The following is a 25,482-nucleotide window of genomic DNA, read 5'->3' as shown; positions in this document are numbered from 1 at the left end:
GGCGTAAGCTTTACTTGAATTATTTACCTGCTGCCGTGGTCCGTCGCTGAACCATATCCTCCAAGAGATGGTTCAGCTCTGCCTGGTAGCCGACTGGAGGAAACATGACTCAGACTGCCCACGGCGTCGAATTCAGCCAGCAGCTCTCGGAGACCCCGAAGTCTGCTGAGGAGCGTGCAGCTATCCTGGCAAACCCGGGATTTGGCGACTACTTCACCGACAACACCGTCATTGTCGACTACAGCGTTGACACCGAGGGCAAGGGCGGCTGGCACAGTGCCCGCGTCGAGGCCTACGGGCCGATTTCCCTTGATCCTTCGGCGGCAGTGCTGCACTACGGCCAGGAGATCTTTGAAGGGCTCAAGGCTTACCGCCATGCTGACGGTTCCGTTTGGACGTTCCGTCCCGAGGCCAATGCCGCCCGATTGAACAAGTCGGCCCGTCGCTTGGCCCTCCCGGAACTGCCCGAGGAATACTTCCTTGGCGCCATCCGCGAACTCGTTCAGGCGGACAAGGAATGGGTTCCGTCCGGCGACGGCGAAGCCTTGTACTTGCGCCCGTTCATGATCGCGACTGAGGCGTTCCTGGGTGTCCGCGCTGCCCGCGAGGTCTCCTTCCGGGTCATCGCTTCTCCGGCCGGCAATTACTTCGGCGGCGAGCTCAAGCCGGTATCCATCTGGATCTCCCGCGAATACGCGCGTGCCGGCCGTGGCGGAACCGGTGCAGCCAAATGTGGCGGAAACTACGCGGCATCCCTGATTGCCCAGATGGAAGCCGAAGAGAACGGCTGCAAGCAGGTCCTCTTCCTGGACCACTTCAACGACGACGCCGTCGAGGAACTCGGGGGCATGAACGTCTTCTTCGTCATGAAGGACGGCTCACTCGTCACCCCGGCACTCACCGGAACCATCCTCGAAGGTGTGACCCGTTCTTCCGTCATCCAGGTGGCGAAGGACATGGGCCGCGAGGTTTCCGAGCGCAAGATCACCCTCGCTGAATGGCGCGACGGTGTGGCCTCCGGCGAAATCGCCGAGGTCTTCGCTTGCGGAACCGCGGCCGTCATCACGCCCATCGGCGTGCTCAAGGACAAGACCGAGTTCATCGGCTCCGAGGATGCCAAGGCGGGCGAAACCACCATGGCCATCCGCCAGCAGTTGCTCGGCATCCAGACCGGAACGGTCGAGGACAAGCACGGCTGGCTCACCCGCCTGGCCTAAGGTCCGGCAGAACGCCCGACGGCGGCCTCCCACTTTGGTGGGCGGGTCGCCGTCGCCGTTTAACCAGCGAACGGGGCGCTCCCGGGGCTGGTTTGCTGGATCCTCGGTCCGATGAGCGCTTCCATTTTGGCCTGCAGATATTGCTGGCCGGCCGCGGACGGGTGATCGCCGTCGGGACCAATGAGGTCCGAGGCATCGTCCATGATCCAGCCGAGGGCGATCGGATCGACGAATTCGGCCCCGGCTTTCAGGGCAGCGGCTTTGTCCTGGTCGCGGATGTCGAGCCTTTCCGCCTCGGGCGTGCGCGTATACGACGGCGGTCCGACCACCAGGATGTCGGCTTGCGGAGCTCGGGCCTTGACTGAGGCGAACGCCCGTGCGGCCGCAGCCTCGGTTTCACCGGGGGAGGTGCCCATGTCATTTTCCGAACCAAAGAACAACACCAATCGGGTCCCGTCGGTCACCGCTGTGTCCACCTGGGAACCGAAGGTCGATCCGTCCTCGCCGACGCTGACATAGCCGCTGCCATCATGCGCGGCATTGACGATGGTCGCTTGGAACTGTTGAAAGCCGGGATCGTTCTCCACCAGATGAGGCCAGGCATCGTCAGGGGAGGTGCCGTGACCTGTGCTGAGGGAGTCTCCGATGATCACCACGGTGGGCTGGCCCACGGCGGATCGGGGTCCGGTGTCGGAGGAACAAGCGCTGAGGACTGCGAGGACGGAGAGGCAGACGGCGGCGATCGCCGTCGTCGTCCAGAGAAATTCTCTCCGTCGGGTTTGACTCCGCATCCGACTCCTCCTCCGCAACTGTCCACATGTATCCGTCCCAGTTCCTTGGAACCATGCTACGTCGTGTGCCGTTCCTGCCTCTTGGAACCGGGTTTCCCGTTGCCGGGTCCGGCCCATTGGCGTGTGCCAAGATGGAGAAGTGAATCCGGTCAATGACGCCACTTTCCAGAACAGCAGCCCCCTCACCCGTTCGCTGCTCGCGCCCAATCCGGGTCCGATGAGCCTCGACGGCACCAACTCGTACGTCATTGCCGCGCCGGACGCTGCCGGAGTCGTCGTCGTCGATCCCGGGCCCCTCGACGAACCGCACCTCTCGGCCTTGGCGGCCGCAGGATCCGTGGAACTCGTTCTCATCACCCATCGCCACAAGGACCATACCGAGGCCTCTGCGCGCTTCCACGAAACCACCGGCGCACCCGTCCGCGCGGCGGATCCGGCGCACTGCCACGGAGGCGAACCGTTGCGGGGTGGCGAGGTCATCGAGGCTGCGGGTGTTGAGATCCGCGTGCTTGCCACGCCGGGCCATACTTCGGATTCAGTCTGCTTCCACCTTCCCGGCGACGGACCCGATGGCTCCGTGCTGACGGGCGACACCATCCTGGGACGCGGAACCACGGTCCTGGACTATCCCGATGGAAGGCTGGCGGATTACCTCGCCAGCCTCGACACACTCGAAAGCCTCGGCCCCGCAACACTGTTGCCGGCTCACGGTCCCGTGCTGCCGGCCGTCGACGTCGTATGCCGCGAGTACCGGGCCCATAGGGAGATGCGACTGGACCAGATCCGCGAAGCACTCGCGCGGCTCGGGGCCCAAGCCGGGGTCCCGGCCGTCACCGACGCGGTGTATCCCGACGTCGATCCTTCCGTGCGGTGGGCCGCTGAAACGTCGGTGGCGGCGCAATTGGACTATCTGCGAGGCTAGCGGACACTGTCCGCAGCCGGCGCGCGTACCGGCCGCGCTCACCGACCGCGTACGGAAGGTACGCTAGAAACCATGCGTATCGCCCGGTTTGTTGTTGATTCTGATCCCGTCTACGGCGTCGTCGAAGGTGAGCCCGGCAGTGAAGTCATCACTGTTATCCACGGCGACCCCTTCTTCAACGGCGTCGAGCGGACCTCGGTCCGCCACAAGCTGGAAGACGTGCGCCTGCTGGCACCGATCATTCCGCGCAGCAAGGTGATCGGCGTCGGACGGAACTTCGCAGAGCACGCCCGGGAACTCGGTAACGAAGTTCCGCAGCACCCCTTGTTGTTCCTGAAGCCGAACACCGCCGTCGTTGGCCCCAACGATCCGATCGTGTTGCCTGAGTTCTCGGAGGAAGTCTCCTTTGAGGCGGAACTCTGCGTTGTCATTGGCCGCATCTGCAAGGATGTGCCCGAAGATCGCGTGGAGGATGTCATTTTCGGTTACACCTGCGGAAACGACCTCACGGCCCGCGACGTCCAGAAGACGGACCTGCAGTGGGCGCGTGCCAAGGGCTTCGACACGTCCGCGCCGCTCGGCCCGTGGATCGAGACGGAACTCGACCCCGAGGACCTGGCCATCAAGGGGTGGCTCAATGGTGAGCTCCGCCAGGACGGCAGCACGAACCAGATGATTCGCAGCGTTCGGGAGCTGGTGTCCATCGTTTCGCAGGCTTTCACCCTGCTTCCGGGCGATGTCATCATGACCGGGACTCCGGCCGGCGTCGGCCTGGTCCAGGAGGGCGACCGCTATGAGATCGAGATCGAAGGCATCGGCCGCTTGTCCAACCCGGTAGTCCGCCGGTAGGCAACCAACGAGGCGTGTTCGACGGCGGCACCCGCCTCTTGGGCGGGCGGCCGCCGTCGGGCGTTAAAGCGGGAAGACGGGCTGGTTCCACGGGGTAAAGTTGGAACCATTATGACTACTGTTGCTGCGTCGAACTCTGCCGCCATTCCTGCCGTGAACGCTGAAACCCCGGTCCGCGTCCGGTTCTGCCCCTCACCCACGGGAACTCCGCACGTTGGGTTGATCCGTACGGCCCTCTTCAACTGGGCCTACGCACGGCACACCGGTGGCAAACTGATTTTCCGGATCGAGGACACGGACTCGGCCCGCGACAGCGAGGAAAGCTATCACCAACTGCTTGACGCGTTGAAGTGGCTCGGCATCGATTGGGACGAGGGCGTCGAGGTTGGCGGGCCGCACGAACCGTACCGCCAGTCGCAGCGCAGCGACATGTACCAGGACGTCATCGCCAAACTCAAAGCCGGCGGTCATATCTATGAGTCGTACTCCACTCCCGAGGAGATCGAAGCACGGCACCGGGCCGCGGGCCGGGATCCGAAGCTCGGGTACGACGGCTTTGACCGCCACGTCACCGAGGAACAGCTCGCCCAGTACAAGGCCGAGGGCCGTAATGCCGTGTTGCGCCTGCGCATGCCGGACGAAGACCTGACCTTCAACGACCTTGTGCGCGGGGAGATCACGTTCAAGGCCGGATCCGTGCCCGACTTCGCCGTGGTGCGCGCCAACGGCGCCCCGCTGTACACGCTCGTGAACCCCGTTGACGACGCACTCATGGGGATCACGCACGTCCTGCGCGGCGAAGACCTGCTCAGCTCCACTCCGCGGCAGATCGCCCTCTACCGGGCGCTCTACGCCATCGGTGTGGCCGAGTACATGCCCGAGTTCGGCCACCTTCCCTACGTCATGGGCCAGGGCAACAAGAAGCTATCCAAGCGTGATCCGGAATCCAGCCTCTTCCTGCACCGTGAACGCGGCTTCATCCGCGAAGGATTGCTCAACTACTTGTCCCTCCTGGGCTGGTCCCTGAGCGCCGACGAGGACATCTTCACCGTCGAGCAGCTCGTGGCCAACTTCGACATCCACGACGTCCTGGGCAACCCGGCGCGCTTCGATATCAAGAAGGCCGAAGCCATTAACGGAACGCACGTGCGCATGCTCACTCCGGAGGATTTCCGTCAGCGGCTCGTGCCGTACCTGCGCGCCGCAGGCTTCGTGGGGGAGATCCTGACTCCGCGCCAGGAAGAGATACTTGCCGAGTCCGCGCCGCTGATCCAGGAACGGATCACCCTGCTGGGCGAGGCTCCCGAGATGCTCGCCTTCCTTTTCAAGAACGACGACGCGATCGACGTCGCCGACGACGCCCGCAAGGGACTCCCCGAGAACCTGGGTGAGGTGCTGGACGCCGCGTTGGCTGCGCTCGAACCCCTCGCCGACTGGACCGCAGAGAGCATCCAGGCAGCGCTCAAGCAGGCCTTGGTGGAGGACCTGGGCATCAAGCCGCGCCTCGCGTTCGGCCCGGTGCGCTCGGCAATCTCCGGCCGCCGCATCTCGCCGCCGCTGTTCGAATCGATGGTCATCCTGGGCAAGGATTCCTCGCTCACCCGCTTGCGCGCGTTCCGCGGCTAGATCAGGCACTCCGTGATCAGCGCACTTCATGAGTCATTCGGCACGGTCCGGGGTGTCCTGTTCGACATCGACGACACCTTGGTGGATCTCGAGTACGCCATGACCACGGCCCTCCGTGACGTGAGCGAACACCTCCTGCCCGGCCTGGACCAGGCCGGGTGGGAGAAGTTCGGACGGATCTTCACGCACGAAACCACGCACTTCTATGACCGGTACCTCGCCGGCGAGTTGACGTTCAACGAGCAGCGCCTCCTGCGCGGCCGTGCGGCCCTGGGGCATTTCGGCGTGGAACTCGGCGGCGAGGACTCCCATACGTGGCTCAATGACTACTCCCGCCTGCAGCCCAGTTATGTCAGGGCCTTCAGCGATGTCCTGCCCGTCCTCGACGCACTCGACGCCGTGGGCATCCCCTATGGCGCCGTGAGCAACAACGTCCACGACTACCAGCGGGTCAAGCTCGACAGTGCGGGACTCGCCCGGGTGTCGGTCCTTGTCGGAACCGACACCGTAGGCGTGCCCAAGCCCGACCCCGCCATTTACCTGGAAGGGGTCCGTCGCTTGGGCACCAACCCGGCCGAGACCCTTTTTGTGGGCGACAACCGCCTTCTCGACGCCGAAGGCGCCACTGCCGCCGGATTGCTGGGCATCTGGTTGAACCGCACAGGTGAGCTCGCCTCCGACTTTTCCGGCCGGGAAATAGACGCCTTGACGCGACTGCTCGCCTAAGGCTTCTGCAGCTACGCGCCCAGCCGGAACTTCCGCAGGAAAACGAACGTTCCGACGGAACCCGCCCCCAGGACGCCCACAAGTCCGAGCGCCGTGCCGGTATCGGACTTTTCGGCCATGCTCGACGGCGACACCGCCGCCGCTCCCTGATGCAGTTCCGCTGTGCCCGCCGCGATTCGCGCATTTCCGTCCGCGAGTTTTTCGGCACCGGTGGACAACTGGGCTGAGCCCGCGGCCAGTTTGGCATTTCCATCGGACAACTTGGAGGCGCCCGCCGCCAACGCGGTGGAACCGTCCAGGAGACCGGGGGAGGAGGGATCGGCAGGGCTGCCCTTGATGCCCGTCATCAACGAGTCCGTGCCTGCAGCCAAGCGGGAAGTTCCGTCCGTCATGCTGGCCGTGGCCTTGAGGAGACCCGGGTGCTCAGGGTCGCCAGGTACGCCATCCATGCCCACGCGGATCTTTGCGGTTCCATCGGCGAGCATTTGGGTTCCCAGAACCACGCCCGGGGACGCTGGATCCTGGCTGTTGAGCTTCTGGGCGAGCGTGGCGAAACCGGCCGTCAGCTTGCCGGTCCCTGCCGCGAGCTTCCCGGTGCCGTCTGCGAGCCGCCCGGTGCCGTCGTGCAGTTGCGCCGCCCCAGCCGAAAGCTGGCCCGCTCCGGCCTGCAATTGCGAGGCTCCGGCGTCAAGGCGATGCGCACCGTCGTTGAGCGCATTGATTTGCGCCTTCAGCGTTGCCAGGGGCACCACACCCTGGATGCCGTTGGCGGCGTCGGCGAGCTGCTGGAGTCCTTGGGCCAACGCGGCCGAGCCTGTTCCCTTGGTGGGATCGTCTCCCGCCCCCGGGTAACCTTTGAGCTGATCGGTGCCCGCCGCGAGCCTCGAAGCGCCCGCGTCGAGTTGGGCAGCACCGGCGTTGAGCTGGGCGGCTCCGTTGTTGAGCTGGTTCGCACCGGTGTTTAGTTGAGTGGCGCCGTCGCCGAGATTGTTTTCAGCGTTGCCGCCCGGCGTCGGGGTCAGCGCCGCGGAAAGCTGTACGGCACCGGCTGCGAGCTGCTGCGCGCCGTCGTCCACCTTGTAGACTCCCGGTGCAAGCTTGGCGTTGACGTCATTCTGGATCTTCACGGCCCCCGTGGCGAGTTTGTCGGCTCCATCCTTCAGCTGCTGGGCTCCAGGAGCCAGCTTGGCCTGGATTCCGTTCTGGACTTTCGACGCGCCATCCGCCAGCTTGGCCGCACCTGTCCCGGCTTCCGCGGCGCCGCCTGCGAGCCTTGCCGCGCCGTCCTTCAGTTGGCCGGCACCGGCAGACGCCTGGCCAGCGCCGTCATTGAGCTGCGCCGACCCCGTCGCGATCTTCCCCATGACCAAGGTATAGAAGCCAAGGAGCGCGATGAGCAGGAGTGCGAGCACGGCAATAGCAATTATCTGGGCACGGCTTCGTGTTCTGGTGGCAATTGCAGGGTTCGGTGTCATGGGCAGTTCCTCTCGATGACTTCCCGACAGCGGCGCTGCTGCCGAGGATCCCCCCATGTGACGCAGCTAACAGGCGATTCGGCCTGCAGCTGTGCCACGAAACAAGTGTGTGACGTTGGTTACCGATTGGTAACTTACCGAGAGTAAACCTAAGATCCCGTGGATTGCAAGGGTTTTTCACGCCGGGATCCAGGTGGGCGGATCGCTGAGGTGTGCACCGACGTGGACGCGGGCGCGTGTTCTCGATTTGTGCGCATCGAAAGTCTCGGGTAAAGTAATTACTCGTGCTGAGGGGCACGGAGCGAAGGTTTACGCCTTCGAATCCGGCCTAAAAGTGCCAATGGGATATGGTGTAATTGGCAACACTACGGTTTCTGGTACCGTCATTCTAGGTTCGAGTCCTGGTATCCCAGCTCCTGATAATCCACACATTAGTGCGGTAATTCGGGATTTCGAAACGGTTCGCCGATTTGAAACAAAGTTGGATGTATGAAATACTCATTCAGCTTGAATGCCGGAAGCGGCATTCAAAATGCAGTAATTGGAGTGCAGGGCCCCATCGTATAGCGGCCTAGTACGCTGCCCTCTCACGGCGGTAACGCGGGTTCGAATCCCGCTGGGGTCACAAATCGAATCCCCCGGAACCAACAGGTTCCGGGGGATTTTTCTTTGCCTCAAGGAGGACCCTCAGAACCCTCGTGCGCCGTACCTTCCTCCCCTTGTTTGCGGCGCGAAAGCCCGGGAATGACGCGACTCGCCGTGTCGCAAACGCTTTCCCATCTCAAAAGAGGGGAGAACGGTACTGGTGGCAGCTCATTCTTACTTCTGGAGGGCCTTTACGGCGTCCCTGACCTTGATGAGCGTGCGCAGGTTCCGGGTGGTGGTGCTCGCTTTGTAGCGGGCCTTTGCGGAGAGCTTGCTGAACGGGCTGTCCAGGGTCCCTCCCGCCGGGGCAAGCCAGGCCGAGGCCTCGGGACCCAGCCGGACTTGATCGACGCCGCCCTCCCCGGCGGAGCCGAGGGCTGTGCCGGCGTCGAATAGTTCGTCCAACATTGCCGCGTCCGAGGCGAGGGTGATGTAGCTGTGCGTCGTTTTGTCGTCGGCCGGATAGGGGCAGGCTTCCACCAATTCGGCAACCCGTTCGGCAGTCAGGACCACCACCCAGGCGTCATAACCGAATGCTTCCCTCAAGCACTTTTCAAACTCATCCTTGACTGCCGAGGCGTCGAGCTCGCTCTGGAGCACGACGTTGCCACTGGCCAGCAGGGTCTTGACGTCGGCGAAAGGGTACGCCTTGAGGGCTGCTTTGAGGTCGGCCATCTTGATGTTGATCCCGCCCACGTTGATTCCACGCAGGAACACGGCAAAGCTGTTCATGCGCCTACCCTACCTTCGCCCATCAAGCAGGGGCGCCGGTGGGAATCGGCTGGAAACGGGAAGCGCTTAGTCGTTGTTCTTGCGCAGGGCTTCAGTCAATACCCGGGCGGCGTTGCAGACGACTTCGGCATGCAGACGTCCCGGCTGGCGGGTCAGGCGCTCGATGGGGCCGGAGATGGACACTGCGGCAATGACGCGGCCGGAAGGGCCGCGCACGGGTGCGGAGACCGAGGCGACTCCAGGTTCGCGTTCGCCGAGGCTCTGGGCCCAGCCCCGGCGTCGTACTCCTGCCAGGACGGTCGGAGTGAACCGGGCGTTCTGAAGTCCGTCCAGGAGGCGGTCGTGGTCTTCCCACGCCAGCAGGATCTGGGCGGCGGAGCCGGCCTTCATGGAGAGTTGGGTGCCCACGGGAATGGTGTCGCGCAGCCCGATGGGGCGTTCGGCCGAGGCAACGCAGACGCGCCAGTCGCCCTGACGTCGGAAGATTTGGGCGCTCTCTCCCGTGGCGTCGCGCAATTGGATCAAGACCGGGCCCGCAGAAGCGATGAGCCGGTCTTCGCCAGCCGCCGAAGCAAGCTCAACAAGGCGGCTGCCGAGGACAAAACGGCCCTGGATGTCGCGGCTCACGAGGCGGTGGTGGACGAGGGCGAGCGCCAGCCGGTGCACGGTGGGGCGGGCCAGCCCTGTTGCTGCCACAAGTTGGGCCAAGGTGGTTGGCCCCGCCTCAAGAGCGTCGAGCACCTGGGCCGCTTTATCGATGACGCCGACTCCACTAGAATTGTCCATGTAATGATATTGCCGTCTCAATATCTGAGATGCAAGTTGTTTCGCTGGCGCAGTTCGGATCGCTGATGTTCAGTGGAAGTAGTCAAGCCAACCGCAGTGAAGGGAGCAGGCCGTGGGAAAGACACTGGCCGAGAAAGTTTGGGATGCGCACGTGGTGCGCAAGGGCGAAGGCGAAGGAGCCAACGCCCAGCCCGATCTTCTGTTCATCGACCTGCACCTCGTGCATGAGGTGACCTCACCGCAGGCCTTCGAGGGCTTGCGCCTGGCCGGACGCCCCCTGCGCCGCCCCGACCTCACCATCGCCACTGAAGACCACAACACACCGACGCTGGACATCGACAAGCCGATCGCCGACCTGACCAGCCGCACCCAGATCCAGACCCTGCGCAACAACTGCAAGGAGTTCGGAGTCCGCCTGCACTCGCTCGGCGACGCCGAACAAGGCATTGTGCACGTCGTCGGCCCGCAGCTGGGCCTCACCCAGCCCGGCATGACAGTAGTTTGCGGCGATTCGCACACCTCGACCCACGGCGCCTTCGGAGCGCTCGCCATGGGCATCGGCACCTCCGAGGTGGAACATGTCATGGCCACCCAGACGCTGTCCCTCAAGCCATTCAAGACCATGGCCATCAACGTTGAAGGCACCCTGCGCCCTGGCGTCTCGGCGAAGGACATCATCCTCGCAGTCATCGCCAAGATCGGCACAGGCGGCGGCCAGGGCTACGTGCTGGAGTACCGTGGCTCGGCCATCCGGGCGCTCTCCATGGATGCCCGCATGACCATCTGCAACATGTCCATCGAAGCCGGAGCCCGCGCTGGCTTGGTGGCTCCGGACCAGACGACCTACGACTACATGTACGGCCGCCCGCACGCCCCGCAGGGCGAGGAGTGGGATGCCGCCGTCGAATACTGGAACACGCTGCACACCGACGACGACGCCACTTTCGATGTCGAGGTGGACCTCGACGCCGATACCTTGGAACCGTTCGTGACCTGGGGAACCAACCCGGGCCAGGGCATTTCACTCAACGAAGCGGTACCGTTCCCCGGCGACTTCGGTGACGAGAACGCCAAGCTGGCGGCCGAGCGCGCGCTGCAGTACATGGGCCTCGAAGCCGGGACACCCATGAAGGACATCCGGGTGGACACGGTCTTCCTCGGATCCTGCACCAACTCCCGCATCGAGGACCTCCGCGCCGCCGCCGATGTCATCCGCGGGCGGGAAAAGGACCCGCAGGTCCGGATGCTCGTGGTCCCCGGCTCGGCACGCGTTCGCCTGGAAGCCGAAGCAGAGGGCCTGGACAAGGTGTTCAAGGAATTCGGCGCTGAATGGCGCTTTGCCGGCTGCTCCATGTGCCTGGGCATGAATCCGGACCAGCTGGAACCGGGGGAGCGCTGCGCATCCACCTCGAACCGTAACTTCGAGGGGCGACAAGGCAAGGGCGGCCGCACCCACTTGGTTTCGCCGGTCGTCGCTGCAGCCACGGCAGTACGCGGAACGCTGAGCTCGCCTTCGGACCTGGAGCCCGCCTCTGTTTCCGCATCCACCACCACCGACGCCGCCTAGGAGGGCCCCATGGAAAAGTTCACCACCCACACCGGCATCGGTGTCCCGCTGCGCCAGAGCAATGTGGACACGGACCAGATCATCCCAGCGGTTTACCTGAAGCGGATTACCCGTACCGGTTTCGAAGACGCGCTGTTCTCAGCGTGGCGCAAGGACCCGTCCTTCATCCTGAACCAGGAACCGTTCAACGCCGGCTCCGTACTTGTGGCTGGACCCGATTTCGGTACCGGTTCGTCCCGGGAGCACGCAGTCTGGGCACTGAAGGATTACGGGTTCAAAGCCGTACTCTCCTCCCGGTTCGCGGATATTTTCCGCGGCAACTCGGGAAAGCAAGGCCTCCTGGCGGCCGAGCTTGCCCAGGACGACATCGAGCTCATCTGGAAGGTGCTCGAAAACGCGCCCGGCACCGAAGTCAAGGTGGACCTCGTGTCCAAGACCGTCGAGTGCGGAAACGTCGTGGCACCGTTCGAGATCGATGACTACACCCGTTGGCGCCTCCTGGAAGGCCTGGATGACATCGGACTGACGCTCCAGCACGAGGAAGACATCACGGCCTACGAGGCCACGAGGCCTTCCTTCAAGCCGAAAACCCTGCCGGCACGAATCCAGTAGCTCGCATCAACTGGCTGCCGCACCTTGAAAGGACCGGCGCACCCGAAAGAACGGGTGCGCCGGTCCTTTTCGGTTCGCCGGGCACGAACGCGGGGTCACTTACGGCCCATGCCGTGCGGCAACATGGGCCGTAAGTGACCCCGCGTCGCTGAAAGGCCGGCCCCTCCATTTCGAATCGGTAACGTCAGCTTTTATGCTTAGCTGGAGCCTTCGTAAGTGTGGGGGCATCAACTCGTGAGGAAACCGGTATAGATGAGTAGTGTTCTGACAATCCGCGGTGGCGTCCCTTTGACCGGCCGTGTCACCGTCAGAGGTGCCAAGAACCTTGTTCCCAAGGCCATGGTGGCCTCCCTCCTCGGCAACGAACCCTCGGTGTTGCGGAACGTCCCGGAAATCAAGGACGTAGAGGTTGTCACCAGCCTGTTGCAGCTCCATGGCGTGACTGTTCAGAAGGATCCCGTCACCGGCGATCTCACCCTGGATCCCAAGAATGCCAAGACCGCGTCCAGCACCGCGATCGACGCCCACGCCGGGGACTCACGTATCCCGATCCTGCTGTGCGGTCCTTTGATCCATGCCATCGGCGAAGCATTCATTCCCGATCTCGGCGGCTGCAAAATCGGCGACCGGCCCATCGATTACCACTTGAACGTGCTCCGACAGTTTGGCGCCGTCGTCGAAAAGCGCCCGGGCGGTATCCACATTTCCGCTCCCAAGGGACTCCACGGCGCCAAGATCTCGCTCCCGTACCCGTCGGTGGGAGCGACGGAACAAGTCCTGCTGAGTGCCACACGCGCCGAGGGCATCACCGAACTGAGCGGTGCCGCTACCGAACCGGAAATCATCGACCTCATCGCCGTGCTGCAGAAGATGGGTGCCATCATCAGCGTCCAGACCGATCGCACCATCAGGATCGAGGGTGTTCGGGACCTGGGTGGCTACGACCACCGCGCACTGGCAGACCGCAATGAATCGGCGTCCTGGGCTTCCGCTGCCCTGGTGACCCGCGGAGACATCTTCGTTGAGGGTGCTTCCCAGAGAGACATGATGACCTTCCTCAACACCTACCGCAAGGTGGGCGGCGGCATGGATATCCGCGAGGACGGCATCCGTTTCTACCACCCCGGCGGAAAGCTGAGCCCGCTCGTCCTTGAAACCGATGTGCACCCGGGCTTCATGACCGATTGGCAACAGCCACTCGTGGTCGCCCTGACCCAGGCAGAAGGCGTCTCAATTGTCCACGAAACCGTGTACGAAAACCGGTTCGGCTTCACTGATGCACTGACCCGCATGGGCGCAACCATCCAGGTCCACCGCGAATGCCTCGGGAGTGTGCCATGCCGCTTCGGCCAGCGCAATTTCCTGCATTCCGCCGTCGTCTCAGGACCCACTCCGCTGAGGGGCACCGACATCGACATCCCCGATCTCCGTGGTGGATTCAGCCACCTTATTGCGGCGCTCGCCGCGACCGGCACATCCAGGGTGACCGGGATCGACATCATCAACCGCGGCTACGAGCGCTTCACTGAAAAGCTCGCCGGGCTGGGCGCCGATTTCGACCTCACCGAATCCAAGTAACGGGGGACACCTTGAAGGAATCGGCCCAGAGCCGTGCCATGTTCGCTGTTCTTGCGGGAATTGCGCGACCGATCATGAACATCCTCATGGCAAAGAAGTGGGAAGGGACCGAAAAGCTCCCCGCGGGTGGCTTCATCGCTGCACCGAACCACTGCACCGAGATCGACCCTATTGTCGTGGGGCACATGCTCTACAACATGAAGCGTCCACCGCATTTCCTCGCGAAAGCGGGCCTCTTCAAGGCCCCCGTCCTCGGTAGCCTGTTGCGCGCCGCGAACCAGATTCCTGTAGAGCGTTCGACGACGGGGGCGAACCGCTCGTTGCAAGCCGCCCAGGAAATGGTGGATGCCGGCGGCGCGATCATCATCTATCCGGAGGGCACCTTGACGCGCGATCCGGATTTGTGGCCGATGAAGGGTCACACCGGAGCGGCGCGCCTCGCACTCCAGACCGGTGCTCCCGTGGTTCCCATTGCCCATTGGGGTGCCCAAGAGGTGTTCCCCCGGTACGCCAAGCGCCTGCATGTCTTCCCGCGGAAGACTTCCCGCATCTTGGTCGGCGATCCCGTGGATCTCAGTGCTTTCCAAGGCCGGCCTCTCGACCGGGCCACCCTGGTGGAGGCTACCGACGTCATCATGGACGCCATCACGGAGCTCCTTGCAACCCTGCGCGGGGAAGAACCGCCCAAGGGACGCTGGGACCCTGCTGCCCACAACCAGTCGAAGCACGGCCGCTTCCAAGCGACTGAAGGAACCTCGGGCGCCGACGGCACGGACGGACAGAAGTGACCTCAGGGGAAGAACTCATAGGCGACAAAGGTGTTGTCGCCGTGCTTGGCGCGGGATCCTGGGGTACAACGTTCGCAAAGGTCCTGGCGGATGCCGCAATTGCCACCGGCGCGGAGCGCAGTATCCGCATTTGGGGCCGCCGGGACGAAGTGGTAGCGCAAATCAATGCGGAGCACCGCAACGTCCAGTACTTGAAGGACATTGCGCTGCCCGATTCCATTACGGCTTCAACAGATGTGGCAGAGGTACTCGCGGGTGCCGGAATCGTGATTTTGGCCGTGCCGGCGCAGTCGCTGCGGCTTCAACTGCGCAAGTGGAAACCGCTCGTTGCCCCTGGCGCCGTGGTCGTTTCCCTCATGAAGGGCCTTGAACTCGGTACGGATTCCCGCATGAGCCAGGTCATTTCCGAGGAACTCGACATTCCGCAGGAAAGGGTAGCCGTTGTTTCGGGGCCCAACCTGGCAATGGAGATCGCTCGCCAGGAACCGACGGCTTCCGTGGTGGCCTGCAGCGACGAAGCTACGGCTGCATCGTTCGCGCTCTATTGCACCGCACCATATTTCCGCCCCTACACGAGCAATGACGTGGTCGGCGTCGAAATCGGGGGGATCGTGAAGAACGTGATCGCCTTGGCCGTCGGTATCTGCGAAGGCAAGCAAATGGGTGACAACACCAAGGCCTCGGTGATCACGCGGGGTCTTGCGGAGACCTCCCGGCTGGCCCTTGCCTTGGGCGGCGAGGCCCGCACTATGGCAGGCCTAGCCGGCCTGGGGGACCTCGTGGCTACCTGCTCTTCGCCACTGTCCCGGAACCACACGGCGGGACGGTTGCTCGGCGAAGGTTTGACCCTGGACCAGGTTACCGAACGTATGACGCAGACGGCGGAAGGCATTAAATCCGGGTACGCTGTCTACGAACTAGCCGGAAAACTCGGTGTCGACATGCCGATCACCGCGGCCGTGGTAGCCGTCCTCGAAGGCAAACTGTCCGTTGATGAACTTGGGCCCAGACTCCTGGCCCGCTCCCTGAAGTCCGAAGGCGATTACTGACTGTGACCGAAGAATCCATGTCTGCCGGAACTGCCGCTCCTGCTGGAGCTGCCGGGTCCGCGAAGCCAGCCGAACACAGGCGGGCCCGCGTCGCCGTACTCTTTGGCGGCCGATCCAGCGAGCACGCCGTCAGTTGTGTGACGGCGGCCGGTGTCATGGGCGCTATCGACAGGAGCAAGTACGACGTCGTCCCCATCGGGATAGCCAAGTCGGGGCAGTGGGTCATCCCATCCGCTGACATCAGCCAGTGGTCGTTGAGCGCGTCGGCCCTGCCTGAGGTGCTGCCCTCGGGGAGGACCGTAACCCTCGCCGAGGTAGGTGGAGCCCACCAATTGATCGTCACGGCACCGAATGCGGTGCCTGAGGAACTGGGCTCTGTGGATGTCGTGTTTCCGCTCCTGCACGGCCCTTGGGGCGAGGATGGCACCATCCAGGGCCTCTTGGAGCTGTCCGACACCCGTTACGTGGGAGCCGGGGTCCTCGCATCCGCCGTCGGCATGGACAAGCATTTCATGAAGGTCGTTTTCGAAGCCGCCGGACTGACGGTGGGGCCGTATGTCGCCGTCACTGACCGTGAATGGATCAACGACGCCGAAGCGGTGCGCAAGCGCGTGGACCGCCTCGGGTTCCCGGTTTTCGTGAAGCCCGCACGCGCGGGTTCCTCGATGGGAATTTCCAAAGTGGATTCTATGGATGAACTGGACGCAGCCATTGAAGAAGCACGGCGGCACGACCTCAAGCTGGTGATCGAGGCCGGCATTGTCGGCCGTGAGATCGAGTGCGCCGTCCTTGAAGGACGTGGCACGGCGGCTCCTCGAACCTCCATGCCGGGGGAAATCGCCGTCGCTCCCGGCGAACACGAATTCTACGACTTCAACGCCAAGTATGTGGAGGACGGGGCCGCGGCCCTTAGCTGCCCGGCCGATATTCCGGACGAGGCCATTGCGCGCGTCCGCGAGCTTGCGGCGGCTGCGTTCGATGCTGTGGGCGCAGAAGGCCTGAGCCGCGTGGACTTCTTCTACACTCCGGACGGCGAACTCATCATCAACGAGATCAACACGATGCCCGGCTTCACCCCGAAGAGCATGTATCCGCAAATGTGGGCGGCTTCCGGCCTGGGCTACGCCGAGTTGATCGACGAACTCATCTACCTGGCTCTCAACCGGAAGACCGGCCTGCGCTAGTAGCCGGCAGGGCGCCGGCTACTTGCCGGGAGTAGTCGTGGGCAGGTTCTGCAGCAGCTCCGGCTGACCTACGCACTTGCGAACGGCCTTGATTTTCGCCGCGGCGGGTGCCAAATCGGCAAGGACCGTGGCGGAGCTGATTTTGTTCGGGTCCATGAGGATTTCAGTTGCGGGCTCGCGCCCGTAGGTAGTCAGGGTCCATACCGGGTCGCCTTCCTTGATGACCCAGTCGACGTCGTTGACGGTGACGCAACGGTCCGTCGTGGGGCCGGGCACATTGACGCCGCAACGCAGAATCAACACAGACGGGTCGCCCCATGCCGCCGTGCCCTGGCTGTTGGTCTTCCGCAGGGCGGCGTCGCCGATGGTGTCCGGGAGCGACACCATCATGGGCGCACAAGCCGCATTCGCGGCATCTGCCGCAGGCTTCACGTCGGCGACGGGAGAGCAGGCTGCAAGCGTGAGGACCGAAACCGCCGCGGCTGCCAGGGAACACAGGGCGCGGACGTGCGCAGCGGCTTTCGTTTGTTGCATTGATCAAGCCTATCGCGGCTGCGGCAAACCGAGGATCGGAGCAACGGGCGCCAAAGGACAGCCCTTGGTTGTCGGCGGTTCGCGATAGCGTAGAGCTGTGTCCATAGAACAACAGACTGTCGGCGAGCTGTCCGAAGGCGAGCTCCTCGCGCGCATCTTTCCGCGCCTGAACCACAGCAGCAGCGTGCTGCTCGGGCCGGGGGACGACGCCGCCGTCGTCGCCGCGCCGGATGGCCGGACCCTCATTTCCATCGACACCCAGACCCAGGACCAGGACTTCCGCCTGGAATGGAACAACGGATACCTGACCACGGGGTATGACGTCGGCTGGAAATCGGCAGCGCAGAATCTCAGCGACATCAACGCGATGGGTGGTACCGCAGTGTCCCTCGTCGTCAGCTTGACCATGCCGCCCGGCACTCCGGTGCGGTGGGTCGAGGACTTCGCGGATGGCCTGACGGCGGGCATGGTCGGCTTGGGGGCTGCCGATTGTTCGGTTGCCGGGGGAGACCTGGGCCGTGGCCGCGAAATCGCGGTGACGGTCGCCGTCGTCGGAACAATGCACGGGTTCCCTGCTGTCCTGCGCTCCGGGGCACGTCCGGGAGACACTGTGGCCCTTGCCGGAACTGTTGGACGCGCTGCAGCCGGGCTGGCCCTGCTCGAAAGCACCATACCCGTAGGCGAGCTGAACGCTGCCCAGCGCGGACTCATGGATAGCCAGTGCCGGCCGCTGCCGCCTCTTGCCGCAGGACCGCTGGGTGCCAAGGCAGGAGCCACGGCCATGATGGATGTCTCGGACGGGCTTTTGCGCGACGGCGCCCGTCTCGCCGAAGCCAGTGGCGTGGCACTCGACCTCGACCCCATCGCACTCAAGGCCCTCGCCACTCCCTTGGAAGCTGCCTCGGCTCCTCTTGGCCAGGATCCCATGGACTGGATCCTGGGGGGCGGAGAGGACCACGGCCTGTTGGCGACATTTCCAGCAAATGTTCAGCTACCTTCCGGCTTCACTGCGATAGGCTCGATCCAGGCCGTTGCCGAAGGACAGCACAGCGGCGTCCGGATAGCGGGAATCCCCGCTGACACCGTGGGATGGGATCACTTTGCAGACTAAGATTGCCGCCAATACGCACGCCATGAAGCGGTGGCTGGGCAAAGCGGAGACGACGCTCGGGAACCACAGCGACCGTCTCAACGCCATCAACATCTTCCCGGTGGCAGATGGCGACACGGGCACCAACCTCTACCTCACAGTCCGCGCTGCTGCTGCGGCGTTCGCCGATCGGTCCACCGCGGACGAACCGGTGAACGACGTCGGGGCCGTTCTGGCAACGGCAGGACGCGCGGCCATGGAGCAGGCCCGGGGTAACTCAGGAACACTCTTCGCTGTCTTCTTGTGCGCAATGGCTGAGCCGCTGGCCGGGCACACGCGCCTCAGCGCGCCCTTGCTTGCCGCCGCACTGAACCGGGCCCAGATCCGTGCTTGGTCTGCCTTGAGCGAGCCTGTACCGGGCACCATGCTCTCCGTTCTCGAAGCTGCCGCCAGGGCAGCGGGCGAATGCGATAGTGCCCACAACGGCGACGACAGCAACCAGGCGTTGGGCCTGGCCCTCGATGCCGCAGTCAATGCAGCGCTGGATGCAGTAGTGCGAACCGAGGACCAACTGGCCCCGCTGCATGCGGCCCATGTAGTGGATGCGGGTGGTGTGGGCATGTTGTTGATCCTGGATTGCCTCCGTTCGGCTGTGCTCGGCGAAGAACTCCAAGATGAACTCCTGGACGGCCTGCACGGCTATGACCTGCAGGATCCGCACATCCATGCGGGAATGCCTGACGACGACGGCGTCGAGGTCATGTGCACCATCAGCCTGTCACCGCTCGCCGCCGCCACGCTCCGTCAGCGATTGGACGAACTCGGCGACTCCGTCATCATGAGCCAGGTGGGCAGCGCGAACCCGGTGGGCAGCCCGTCTGGACCGAATGATTCACGGGACGACGACGATGACGACGAGGACGCGGCGGAAGCCAGCTACCGGTGGCGCGTCCATGTCCACGTTCCGGACGCTGAACCCGCCGTGGCCGTCATCCGCTCACTCGGCGAGCCCACCGACATCTCCATCAGCCAGCTCTCGATGCCGCGCGATCCAGGCCTCCCGGCAGGCCAGCACGGGCATGAATACTGAGCTTCACCTTCCCCTCGAGCGGAGGATCGGCAAACGCTCCTCGTCCGTCATCGAGAAGCACCTTGGCCTGGACACTGTCGGGGAGCTGCTCAACTACTTTCCCCGGCGCTACCTGAGCCGTGGGGAGCTCACGCCCATCAGCAAACTGCCGTTGGATGAAGAGGCCACCCTCATTGCCAGGGTCCTGTCCAATTCCACCCGGCAAATGCGCGCAAGGCGGGGATCGTTGACGGACGTCGTGGTCACGGACGAGGCCAGCGGCGAGCAGATTCCTGGAACCCTTAAAATCAGTTTCTTCAACGGCTTCCGTGCCCGCGCTGAGCTTCAGCCAGGGCGCCGCGTGATGTTTTCCGGCAAGGTCAGCCGCTACGGTGGCTCCTTGGGCATGACCAACCCGGACTTCATGCTGCTCGACGAGGACCCGGAGCTTGCCGGTTCCGTCGATCCGGAAAAGCTGGCGGCCATGCCCATTCCCGTTTACCCGGCCACAGCCAAGCTCACCAGTTGGTCCATCCACAAGGTCATCACCACGCTCCTGGACACCATCGATGTGGACAGCATCGAGGATCCGCTGCCTGTCGACATTGCGTCCCGGGAGAAATTCCTGGGGGTAGGGGAAGCGTACCGGCTGATCCATTCGCCGGAAACGGCGGCGGATTGGCAGCGCGCCCGTGACCGGTTCCGCTACCAGGAAGCACTGGTTCTGCAGACTGCCCTGGCGCGGCGCCGGGCCCAGTTGGCTGCAGAAGAGGCCACCGCCCGTCGGCCCGTGCCCGAAGGGCTCCTTGCTGCCTTCGACCGGCAGCTGCCGTTCACGCTGACTGCCGGCCAGGCCGCCGTCGGAAAGACGCTTTCCCACGAGCTGGCACAGGACTCGCCGATGAACCGCTTGCTGCAGGGCGAAGTTGGTTCCGGAAAAACGATTGTGGCCTTGAGGGCCATGCTGCAAGTGGTGGATGCCGGCGGGCAGGCCGCACTTCTCGCCCCCACGGAGGTCCTCGCGGCACAGCACTTCGACTCCATCCGGAGGACCCTGGGCCCGCTGGCCCGGGACGGTTTGTTCGGAGGCGCCGGAATGCTGGGCGGGGCCGGGTTGTTGGACACCGACCCCGGGAACGGCCCCGGGTCGGTCCAGGTCGCCTTGCTCACAGGCTCCATGCCGACGGCTGCCCGCAAGCAAGCCATGCTGGACGCGGCCTCGGGCAATGCCGGCATTGTGATCGGCACCCATGCGCTGCTGAGTGACAAAACCTCGTTCCAGGACCTAGGGCTGATCGTGGTGGACGAGCAGCACCGCTTTGGGGTGGAGCAGCGTGACGCCCTGCGTGCCAAGGCCAACCGCCCGCCCCACCTGCTGGTGATGACCGCTACTCCGATTCCACGCACTGTGGCCATGACAGTCTTCGGCGACCTGGAAACGTCCGTGCTGGACGAACTCCCTGCAGGCCGCGCGCCCATCTCCACCCACGTTGTCGGGCTCGCGGAAAACCCGGGGTGGGCGGCCAGGATCTGGAAACGCTCGCGGGAAGAGATCGACGCCGGCCATCAGGTGTACGTCGTGTGTCCCAAGATCGGAGACGACGACGACGGCGACTTCAGCCCGGGCGAAGCGGAACCAAGCGACGCCGAACTTTCGGAGGAGGGCCCCGCGCGCGAGCTCGCTTCGGTGAACGCCGTCGTCGAAACGCTCAGCCAGGAGCCGGCCCTGCGCGGCGTGCGGGTGGAGCCACTCCACGGCCGGCAGGATCCGGTACTCAAGTCCGAAACCATGGCCTCGTTCACTGCCAACCAGACCCAGCTGCTGGTGTCCACGACAGTGATCGAGGTGGGGGTGGATGTCCATAACGCCACGCTGATGGTGATCCTTGATGCTGACCGTTTCGGCATTTCGCAACTCCACCAGCTGCGCGGGAGGGTGGGCCGCGGCGGCCTTCCCGGCACGTGCCTGCTGGTCACGACGCTCGAGCCTGGCCATCCAAGCCGCAGGCGCCTTGACGCCGTTGCTTCGACTACCGACGGTTTCGAACTTTCCCAGGAAGACCTCAAGCTGCGCCGCGAAGGCGATATCCTGGGCGCCTCGCAGTCCGGTGGGCGCTCCACCCTGAAGCTGTTGCGTGTCCTGGAGCATGAGGACGTGATCGCCCGCGCCCGCACCGATGCACAGCGGCTCGTCGCGGACGATCCCGGGCTGGACGGCCAACAGGCCCTGGCAGCCGCGATCGACGAATATCTTAACCCCGAAAAGGAGGCGTTCCTTGAACGCGGCTAAGGAATCCACGCTTGAAGGCACGCCTGTGTGCTCCGTCCCGGGAAGTGGCCGGTGAGCCGGATCATTGCCGGCGTGGTCGGCGGCAATCCGCTGGTCAGCGTCCCTGGAAACGCCACCAGGCCGACGACGGACCGTGTCAAGGAGGCGTTGTTCTCGCGGCTCGAGGCTCTAGATGCGATCGACGATGCCCGGGTGCTGGATCTTTATGCGGGTTCGGGGTCCCTCGGCATCGAAAGTGCCAGCCGGGGCGCGCGCTCGGCCGAACTCGTGGAGTCTGATGCACGCGCCTCCGAGGTCTGCCAGCGAAATGCCGACATGGCCAACCAGGTGCTGGGACGGAGGATTGTCTCCGTCACTCGTTCCAAAGTGGAGTCCTTCCTGGAACGCGCGGCGGATGACGTTCTCTGGGACCTCGTGTTCCTGGATCCGCCCTATCCCTTGGATGAGCCTTCCCTGAAGGCTGTCCTCGCCAAGCTCGCCTTCCACCTCGATGAAGGTGCCGTGGTGGTCGTCGAGCGTTCCTCACGGTCCCCGGAACCGGACTGGCCGGACACCCTCGAGCGGTTTGCCGACAAGAAGTACGGCGAAACCAAGCTCTGGTTCGCCGAACCCGTCTAACGGGTCCCTGGCCCGAAAGGCGGCGCTAGCCGGAAAGCCGGTCCAGCTCCACTCCGCTCAGCACCGCCGCCGGGTGCGGCCCACGGGCGAGGAGTTCCGCCGTCCAATCGGGCGGCCACGGCCGGCGCGTCCCCACCAGGATGATGTTGCCGGGGTACCGGCCGGCGAACATGCCGGCCTCGGCGAAGGCCGCAACGTCGGGCATCGCCCGTCGCATCGCGGCGGCCTGGCTGCTCACCAAGGTCAGGGCCGCTTCGTCGCCGACATTGACGATGAGCACCCCATCGGGCCGGAGCCGCCCCGCGGCCTCTTCGTAGAACTCCTGGCACGCAATATGTGCCGGTGCCTCGGGACCGGAGAAGATGTCCAGGATCACGACGTCGAACTCGAGTTCCGCGGGCAGTTCGGCGAGGGTTTCGCGTGCGTCGCCAATATGCGTCTCCAGGCGGGTGCCGTCCGGCATGGGCAACTTCTGCAGCACGAAGTCGAGCAATTCACGTTCGAGCTCGACGGCGTGCTGTTCCGAACCGGGCCTCGTCGCCTCGATGTAGCGGGCCAGGGTCAAGGCCCCGGCGCCGAGATGAAGGGCAGTGATCGCTTGCCCGCCTGGCGCCACCAGATCCACCACATGGCCGATCCTGCGCAGGTACTCGTAGAAGATTTCCGAGGGTTCCGCGAGATTGACATGGGATTGCTCTGCGTCGCCGATGCGCAGGATGTACGCGCCGTCGATCAATGTGTCGGCTTCGATCGCGGCATGTTGGCCGGTGGCCCGCAGGAAACGCCGTCCCTCGTGGCTTTGCGCAGTTGACACAGTCAGAGCTTGTCCCGCAGGGTGGCCAGCCGGGCGGCCGCTTCTTCCAGTATTTCCGTCTTCTTGCAGAACGCGAATCGGAGAAGGCTGCGCGTCCTTTCCGCGCCTTCCGGGTGGCAAAACACGGGAACGGGGATGGCGGCCACTCCTACGAGCCCCGGCAGCCTTCGTGCCAAGTCCACCGAGTCGTTGATGCCGAGAGGCTCGGTGTCAACGTTGATGAAGTAGGTTCCCTGCGGTGTGTAGACGCCGAAGCCCGCGGCCCGCAGTCCCTCGGCCAGGATGTCCCGCTTGTGCTGGAGAGTGGACGCGATGCCGGTGTAGAACTCATCAGGCAGGGCAAGGCCTACCGAGATCGCGCTTTGGAACGGGGTCCCGGAACTGTAGCTGAGGAATTGTTTGACGGTGCGGATCGCCGCCACAAGGTGGGCCGGTCCACTGAGCCAGCCGATCTTCCAGCCGGTGAACGAAAACGTCTTGCCGGCCGAGGAAATCGTGACACTTCGCTCGGCCGCTCCCGGGATGCCGGCGACCGGAAGGTGCTGCACACCGAAGGTGAGGTGCTCGTAGACTTCGTCGCTGAGGATCACGGCGTCGTATTTCCGGGCGAGCTCGACGACGCGTTCCAGCACCTCGCGCGGGAAGACCGCGCCCGTGGGGTTGTGCGGGTTGTTGAGGAGGACAACCTTGGTGCGTTCACTGAATGCCGATTCCAGAGCGTCCAGGTCCGGAAGGAAGTCCGGCGCCAGCAAGGGAGCGGTCACATGCTTGGCGCCGGCGAGTCCGATGATGGCGCCATAGGAGTCATAGAAGGGCTCGAAGGTCAGGACTTCGTCGCCCGGTTCGATGAATGCGAGCAATGCGGCGGCGATGGCTTCAGTAGCCCCCGTGGTCACAATGACCTCGGTCTGCGGGTCCGGGGTCAGTCCGTAGAAGCGTTCCTGGTGTGCGGCGATGGCCTCGCGAAGTTCGGGGATCCCTTTGCCTGGCGCGTATTGGTTGGCTCCCGCCGTGATGGCTGCTTGCGCTGCTGCCTTGATTTCCGCCGGCCCGTCCTCGTCCGGGAATCCTTGGCCCAGGTTGATGGCTCCGGTGGACATTGCCAGGGTGGTCATCTCTTCGAAGATGGTCACTCCGAGGCTGCCGTCGGCCGAAAGCAGGTTGGCGCCGCTTGCGGCACGTTGCCAAGGGGCGGCGGACGTGTTCTGGCTGAGAGAGGCCGGGCTCGTCACTGTGGGGATGCCTTCCTGGGTGCTGGCTTCCGGCTCCTCCGGCCCGCCGTTTCAGCCATGGTATCGCCATAGTGCCTGCGGCCCCGGATGCGGTAGGTTCGAACCATGAGACGCGCAGTGTGCCCTGGCTCCTTCGACCCCATCCACAACGGACATCTGGAAGTCATTGCGAGGGCCGCCGGCCTGTTCGATGAAGTCGTCGTCGCCGTGTCCACCAACTATGCGAAGAAGTACCGCTTCAGCTTGGAAGAACGCATGGACATGGCTAGGGAGACCCTCGCTTCCTTGCGGGGCATCATCGTGGAGCCCATGGGTGAGGGATTGCTGGCGGAGTACTGCAGGCACCGGGGAATTTCGGCGATCGTCAAGGGCCTGCGCTCGTCCTCGGATTTCGACTACGAACTTCCCATGGCCACCATGAACCGCCAATTGTCCGGCGTCGAGACTGTCTTTCTTCCGGCGGAGGCCCACTACCTCCATTTGTCTTCCACTCTCATCAAGGAAATCTCCCTTCTGGGCGGAGATGTCTCCGATTTCGTGCCTAAATCGGTACTCAAGAGGCTCCTCGCTGGCGGGTCGGCAGCGGAGTAGCCCCGCAGCGGGTAAGCTGGATCGGTACCTCGGGCAGAACGCGTTGTAATTGACCCGGTTTGAGTCCGCTCACGCGTTCAGGCTAAGATGGTACGTCGGTCATATGTTCTACAGGAGTTCTCATTAAGCGAGATGCAAGTTCGCCTTTGACGCTGGACGTCAAGGACCTCGGACGTAGTCCAGGAAGCATGCGGACGCTCACGGAACATGTACCCGCGCCAAGTGACCTTGGCGTGGCACTCATTGGCGTTCAGGAAGGCTCGGATATCGAGCTCGACCTGAGGCTTGAGGCCGTACACGAAGGAATTCTGGTATCTGGAACCGTGTTCGCTGAAGTCAAGGGCGAATGCGGACGATGCCTGGATCCCCTTGCGTATGACCTTGAGGTCAATGTGCAAGAACTTTTCTTCTATGAGGGCGTGGAGCTCTCGGACGAAGAAGACGATGAAGAGCAACGTCGAGTCGAGCACGATCTAATCGATCTTGAACCGGTGTTGCGGGACGCGGTTGTAACCATGCTGCCGTTCCAGCCGGTGTGCCGGGAAGACTGCCAGGGCCTCTGCTCAATATGCGGAGTGCGTCTGGAAGACGAGCCGGGGCACCACCACGAGGACCTGGATCCTCGCTGGGCTGCCCTAGCTGAACTGGCTAAGACCGACCGGCAAACTGATTAGTAAGTGCTGACTAAAAGAGAAAT

24 protein-coding genes and 2 tRNA genes are annotated in these 25,482 nt (G+C 63.9%); 19 read left to right on the top strand and 7 right to left on the bottom strand.

Features of this window, described 5'->3' with window-relative positions; genetic code table 11:
- The first annotated feature begins 104 nt into the window (after positions 1 to 104).
- The gene (locus LFT47_RS13675; RefSeq protein ID WP_236811593.1) at positions 105 to 1,217 is read left to right on the top strand and encodes a branched-chain amino acid aminotransferase; all 1,113 of its coding nucleotides are present in this window, start codon (positions 105 to 107) and stop codon (positions 1,215 to 1,217) included.
- 59 nt (positions 1,218 to 1,276) lie between these two features.
- Here the strand turns inward: LFT47_RS13675 and LFT47_RS13670 are convergent, their stop codons facing one another.
- Positions 1,277 to 2,008, bottom strand: coding sequence for an SGNH/GDSL hydrolase family protein (locus LFT47_RS13670; RefSeq protein WP_236811592.1), 732 nt, complete (start codon positions 2,006 to 2,008; stop codon positions 1,277 to 1,279).
- A gap of 139 nt (positions 2,009 to 2,147) precedes the next feature.
- Between LFT47_RS13670 and LFT47_RS13665 the strand changes: the two genes are divergently transcribed.
- From LFT47_RS13665 to LFT47_RS13650, 4 genes are all read left to right on the top strand, one after another.
- Positions 2,148 to 2,930, top strand: a complete 783-nt coding sequence (locus tag LFT47_RS13665; RefSeq protein WP_236811583.1) for an MBL fold metallo-hydrolase — start codon at positions 2,148 to 2,150, stop codon at positions 2,928 to 2,930.
- 72 nt (positions 2,931 to 3,002) lie between these two features.
- The gene (locus LFT47_RS13660) at positions 3,003 to 3,779 is read left to right on the top strand and encodes a fumarylacetoacetate hydrolase family protein (RefSeq protein WP_236811581.1); all 777 of its coding nucleotides are present in this window, start codon (positions 3,003 to 3,005) and stop codon (positions 3,777 to 3,779) included.
- A 111-nt stretch (positions 3,780 to 3,890) separates the two neighbouring features.
- A complete protein-coding gene (gltX, locus tag LFT47_RS13655; protein WP_236811579.1) occupies positions 3,891 to 5,405 on the top strand; it encodes a glutamate--tRNA ligase in 1,515 nt (504 codons plus the stop codon).
- A 12-nt stretch (positions 5,406 to 5,417) separates the two neighbouring features.
- Complete coding sequence (locus LFT47_RS13650) at positions 5,418 to 6,131, top strand: HAD family hydrolase (RefSeq protein ID WP_236811573.1); 714 nt, start codon at positions 5,418 to 5,420, stop codon at positions 6,129 to 6,131.
- Positions 6,132 to 6,142: 11 nt separating this feature from the next.
- On the opposite strand, the gene LFT47_RS13645 is transcribed toward LFT47_RS13650, so the two are convergent.
- Positions 6,143 to 7,606 (bottom strand): hypothetical protein, encoded by a 1,464-nt coding sequence (locus LFT47_RS13645; RefSeq protein WP_236811571.1) that lies wholly within the window; start codon positions 7,604 to 7,606, stop codon positions 6,143 to 6,145.
- A 341-nt stretch (positions 7,607 to 7,947) separates the two neighbouring features.
- Here LFT47_RS13645 and LFT47_RS13640 point away from each other — a divergent pair.
- A tRNA-Gln gene (locus tag LFT47_RS13640) sits at positions 7,948 to 8,019 on the top strand.
- A gap of 139 nt (positions 8,020 to 8,158) precedes the next feature.
- Positions 8,159 to 8,231: transfer RNA gene (locus tag LFT47_RS13635), tRNA-Glu, on the top strand.
- 194 nt (positions 8,232 to 8,425) lie between these two features.
- Here LFT47_RS13635 and LFT47_RS13630 read toward each other — a convergent pair.
- Together LFT47_RS13630 and LFT47_RS13625 are read right to left on the bottom strand one after the other, a co-directional pair.
- On the bottom strand, positions 8,426 to 8,983 hold the full coding sequence (locus LFT47_RS13630; protein WP_236811569.1) for a DUF1697 domain-containing protein: 558 nt from the start codon (positions 8,981 to 8,983) through the stop codon (positions 8,426 to 8,428).
- Between the two features lie 66 nt (positions 8,984 to 9,049).
- Positions 9,050 to 9,769, bottom strand: a complete 720-nt coding sequence (locus tag LFT47_RS13625) for an IclR family transcriptional regulator (RefSeq protein ID WP_028264661.1) — start codon at positions 9,767 to 9,769, stop codon at positions 9,050 to 9,052.
- Between the two features lie 112 nt (positions 9,770 to 9,881).
- On the opposite strand from LFT47_RS13625, the gene leuC reads away from it, so the two are divergent.
- From leuC to LFT47_RS13595, 6 genes are all read left to right on the top strand, one after another.
- Positions 9,882 to 11,336 carry a 3-isopropylmalate dehydratase large subunit gene (gene leuC, locus LFT47_RS13620; protein WP_236811567.1) on the top strand — a complete coding sequence of 485 codons (1,455 nt, stop codon included), beginning with the start codon at positions 9,882 to 9,884 and terminating at the stop codon, positions 11,334 to 11,336.
- A 9-nt stretch (positions 11,337 to 11,345) separates the two neighbouring features.
- Positions 11,346 to 11,948 (top strand): 3-isopropylmalate dehydratase small subunit, encoded by a 603-nt coding sequence (gene leuD / locus LFT47_RS13615; RefSeq protein ID WP_078108589.1) that lies wholly within the window; start codon positions 11,346 to 11,348, stop codon positions 11,946 to 11,948.
- A 252-nt stretch (positions 11,949 to 12,200) separates the two neighbouring features.
- Positions 12,201 to 13,526 carry a UDP-N-acetylglucosamine 1-carboxyvinyltransferase gene (gene murA / locus LFT47_RS13610; RefSeq protein ID WP_059387657.1) on the top strand — a complete coding sequence of 442 codons (1,326 nt, stop codon included), beginning with the start codon at positions 12,201 to 12,203 and terminating at the stop codon, positions 13,524 to 13,526.
- 11 nt (positions 13,527 to 13,537) lie between these two features.
- On the top strand, positions 13,538 to 14,314 hold the full coding sequence (locus tag LFT47_RS13605) for a lysophospholipid acyltransferase family protein (protein WP_236811565.1): 777 nt from the start codon (positions 13,538 to 13,540) through the stop codon (positions 14,312 to 14,314).
- Complete coding sequence (locus tag LFT47_RS13600) at positions 14,311 to 15,363, top strand: NAD(P)H-dependent glycerol-3-phosphate dehydrogenase (RefSeq protein ID WP_236811563.1); 1,053 nt, start codon at positions 14,311 to 14,313, stop codon at positions 15,361 to 15,363. The genes LFT47_RS13605 and LFT47_RS13600 overlap by 4 nt, the downstream gene beginning before the upstream one ends.
- 17 nt (positions 15,364 to 15,380) lie before the next feature.
- Positions 15,381 to 16,547, top strand: a complete 1,167-nt coding sequence (locus LFT47_RS13595; RefSeq protein ID WP_236818573.1) for a D-alanine--D-alanine ligase family protein — start codon at positions 15,381 to 15,383, stop codon at positions 16,545 to 16,547.
- 18 nt (positions 16,548 to 16,565) lie between these two features.
- Here LFT47_RS13595 and LFT47_RS13590 read toward each other — a convergent pair whose 3' ends face one another.
- A complete protein-coding gene (locus LFT47_RS13590; RefSeq protein WP_236811561.1) occupies positions 16,566 to 17,081 on the bottom strand; it encodes a DUF3515 family protein in 516 nt (171 codons plus the stop codon).
- A gap of 97 nt (positions 17,082 to 17,178) precedes the next feature.
- Between LFT47_RS13590 and thiL the strand changes: the two genes are divergently transcribed.
- The 4 genes from thiL to rsmD are packed head-to-tail and all read left to right on the top strand — an operon-like array spanning position 17,179 to position 22,148.
- Complete coding sequence (gene thiL, locus LFT47_RS13585; RefSeq protein WP_236811559.1) at positions 17,179 to 18,192, top strand: thiamine-phosphate kinase; 1,014 nt, start codon at positions 17,179 to 17,181, stop codon at positions 18,190 to 18,192.
- A 22-nt stretch (positions 18,193 to 18,214) separates the two neighbouring features.
- A complete protein-coding gene (locus LFT47_RS13580) occupies positions 18,215 to 19,261 on the top strand; it encodes a DAK2 domain-containing protein (RefSeq protein WP_236818571.1) in 1,047 nt (348 codons plus the stop codon).
- Positions 19,251 to 21,530, top strand: a complete 2,280-nt coding sequence (locus tag LFT47_RS13575) for an ATP-dependent DNA helicase RecG (RefSeq protein WP_236811558.1) — start codon at positions 19,251 to 19,253, stop codon at positions 21,528 to 21,530. The genes LFT47_RS13580 and LFT47_RS13575 overlap by 11 nt, the downstream gene beginning before the upstream one ends.
- 51 nt (positions 21,531 to 21,581) lie before the next feature.
- Positions 21,582 to 22,148, top strand: coding sequence for a 16S rRNA (guanine(966)-N(2))-methyltransferase RsmD (gene rsmD / locus LFT47_RS13570; RefSeq protein WP_078108596.1), 567 nt, complete (start codon positions 21,582 to 21,584; stop codon positions 22,146 to 22,148).
- A gap of 25 nt (positions 22,149 to 22,173) precedes the next feature.
- On the opposite strand, the gene LFT47_RS13565 is transcribed toward rsmD, so the two are convergent.
- Both LFT47_RS13565 and LFT47_RS13560 read right to left on the bottom strand, forming a co-directional pair.
- Positions 22,174 to 22,962: a spermidine synthase gene (locus LFT47_RS13565; RefSeq protein WP_236811557.1), complete on the bottom strand. Its 789-nt coding sequence runs from the start codon at positions 22,960 to 22,962 to the stop codon at positions 22,174 to 22,176.
- A gap of 2 nt (positions 22,963 to 22,964) precedes the next feature.
- The gene (locus LFT47_RS13560) at positions 22,965 to 24,194 is read right to left on the bottom strand and encodes an aminotransferase class I/II-fold pyridoxal phosphate-dependent enzyme (protein WP_236811556.1); all 1,230 of its coding nucleotides are present in this window, start codon (positions 24,192 to 24,194) and stop codon (positions 22,965 to 22,967) included.
- 105 nt (positions 24,195 to 24,299) lie between these two features.
- Between LFT47_RS13560 and coaD the strand changes: the two genes are divergently transcribed.
- Both coaD and LFT47_RS13550 read left to right on the top strand, forming a co-directional pair.
- Positions 24,300 to 24,785, top strand: coding sequence for a pantetheine-phosphate adenylyltransferase (gene coaD, locus LFT47_RS13555; RefSeq protein WP_236811552.1), 486 nt, complete (start codon positions 24,300 to 24,302; stop codon positions 24,783 to 24,785).
- Between the two features lie 146 nt (positions 24,786 to 24,931).
- Entirely contained in the window at positions 24,932 to 25,459 is a 528-nt protein-coding gene (locus tag LFT47_RS13550; RefSeq protein WP_059387665.1) for a YceD family protein, read from the top strand.
- Positions 25,460 to 25,482: the final 23 nt, after the last annotated feature.

This window comes from Arthrobacter sp. FW306-2-2C-D06B (assembly GCF_021789175.1).
Classification (GTDB): Bacteria; Actinomycetota; Actinomycetes; order Actinomycetales; family Micrococcaceae; genus Arthrobacter.
Note: the sequence above shows the minus strand (reverse complement) of the source record. Positions and strands in the feature narration are given on the sequence as shown.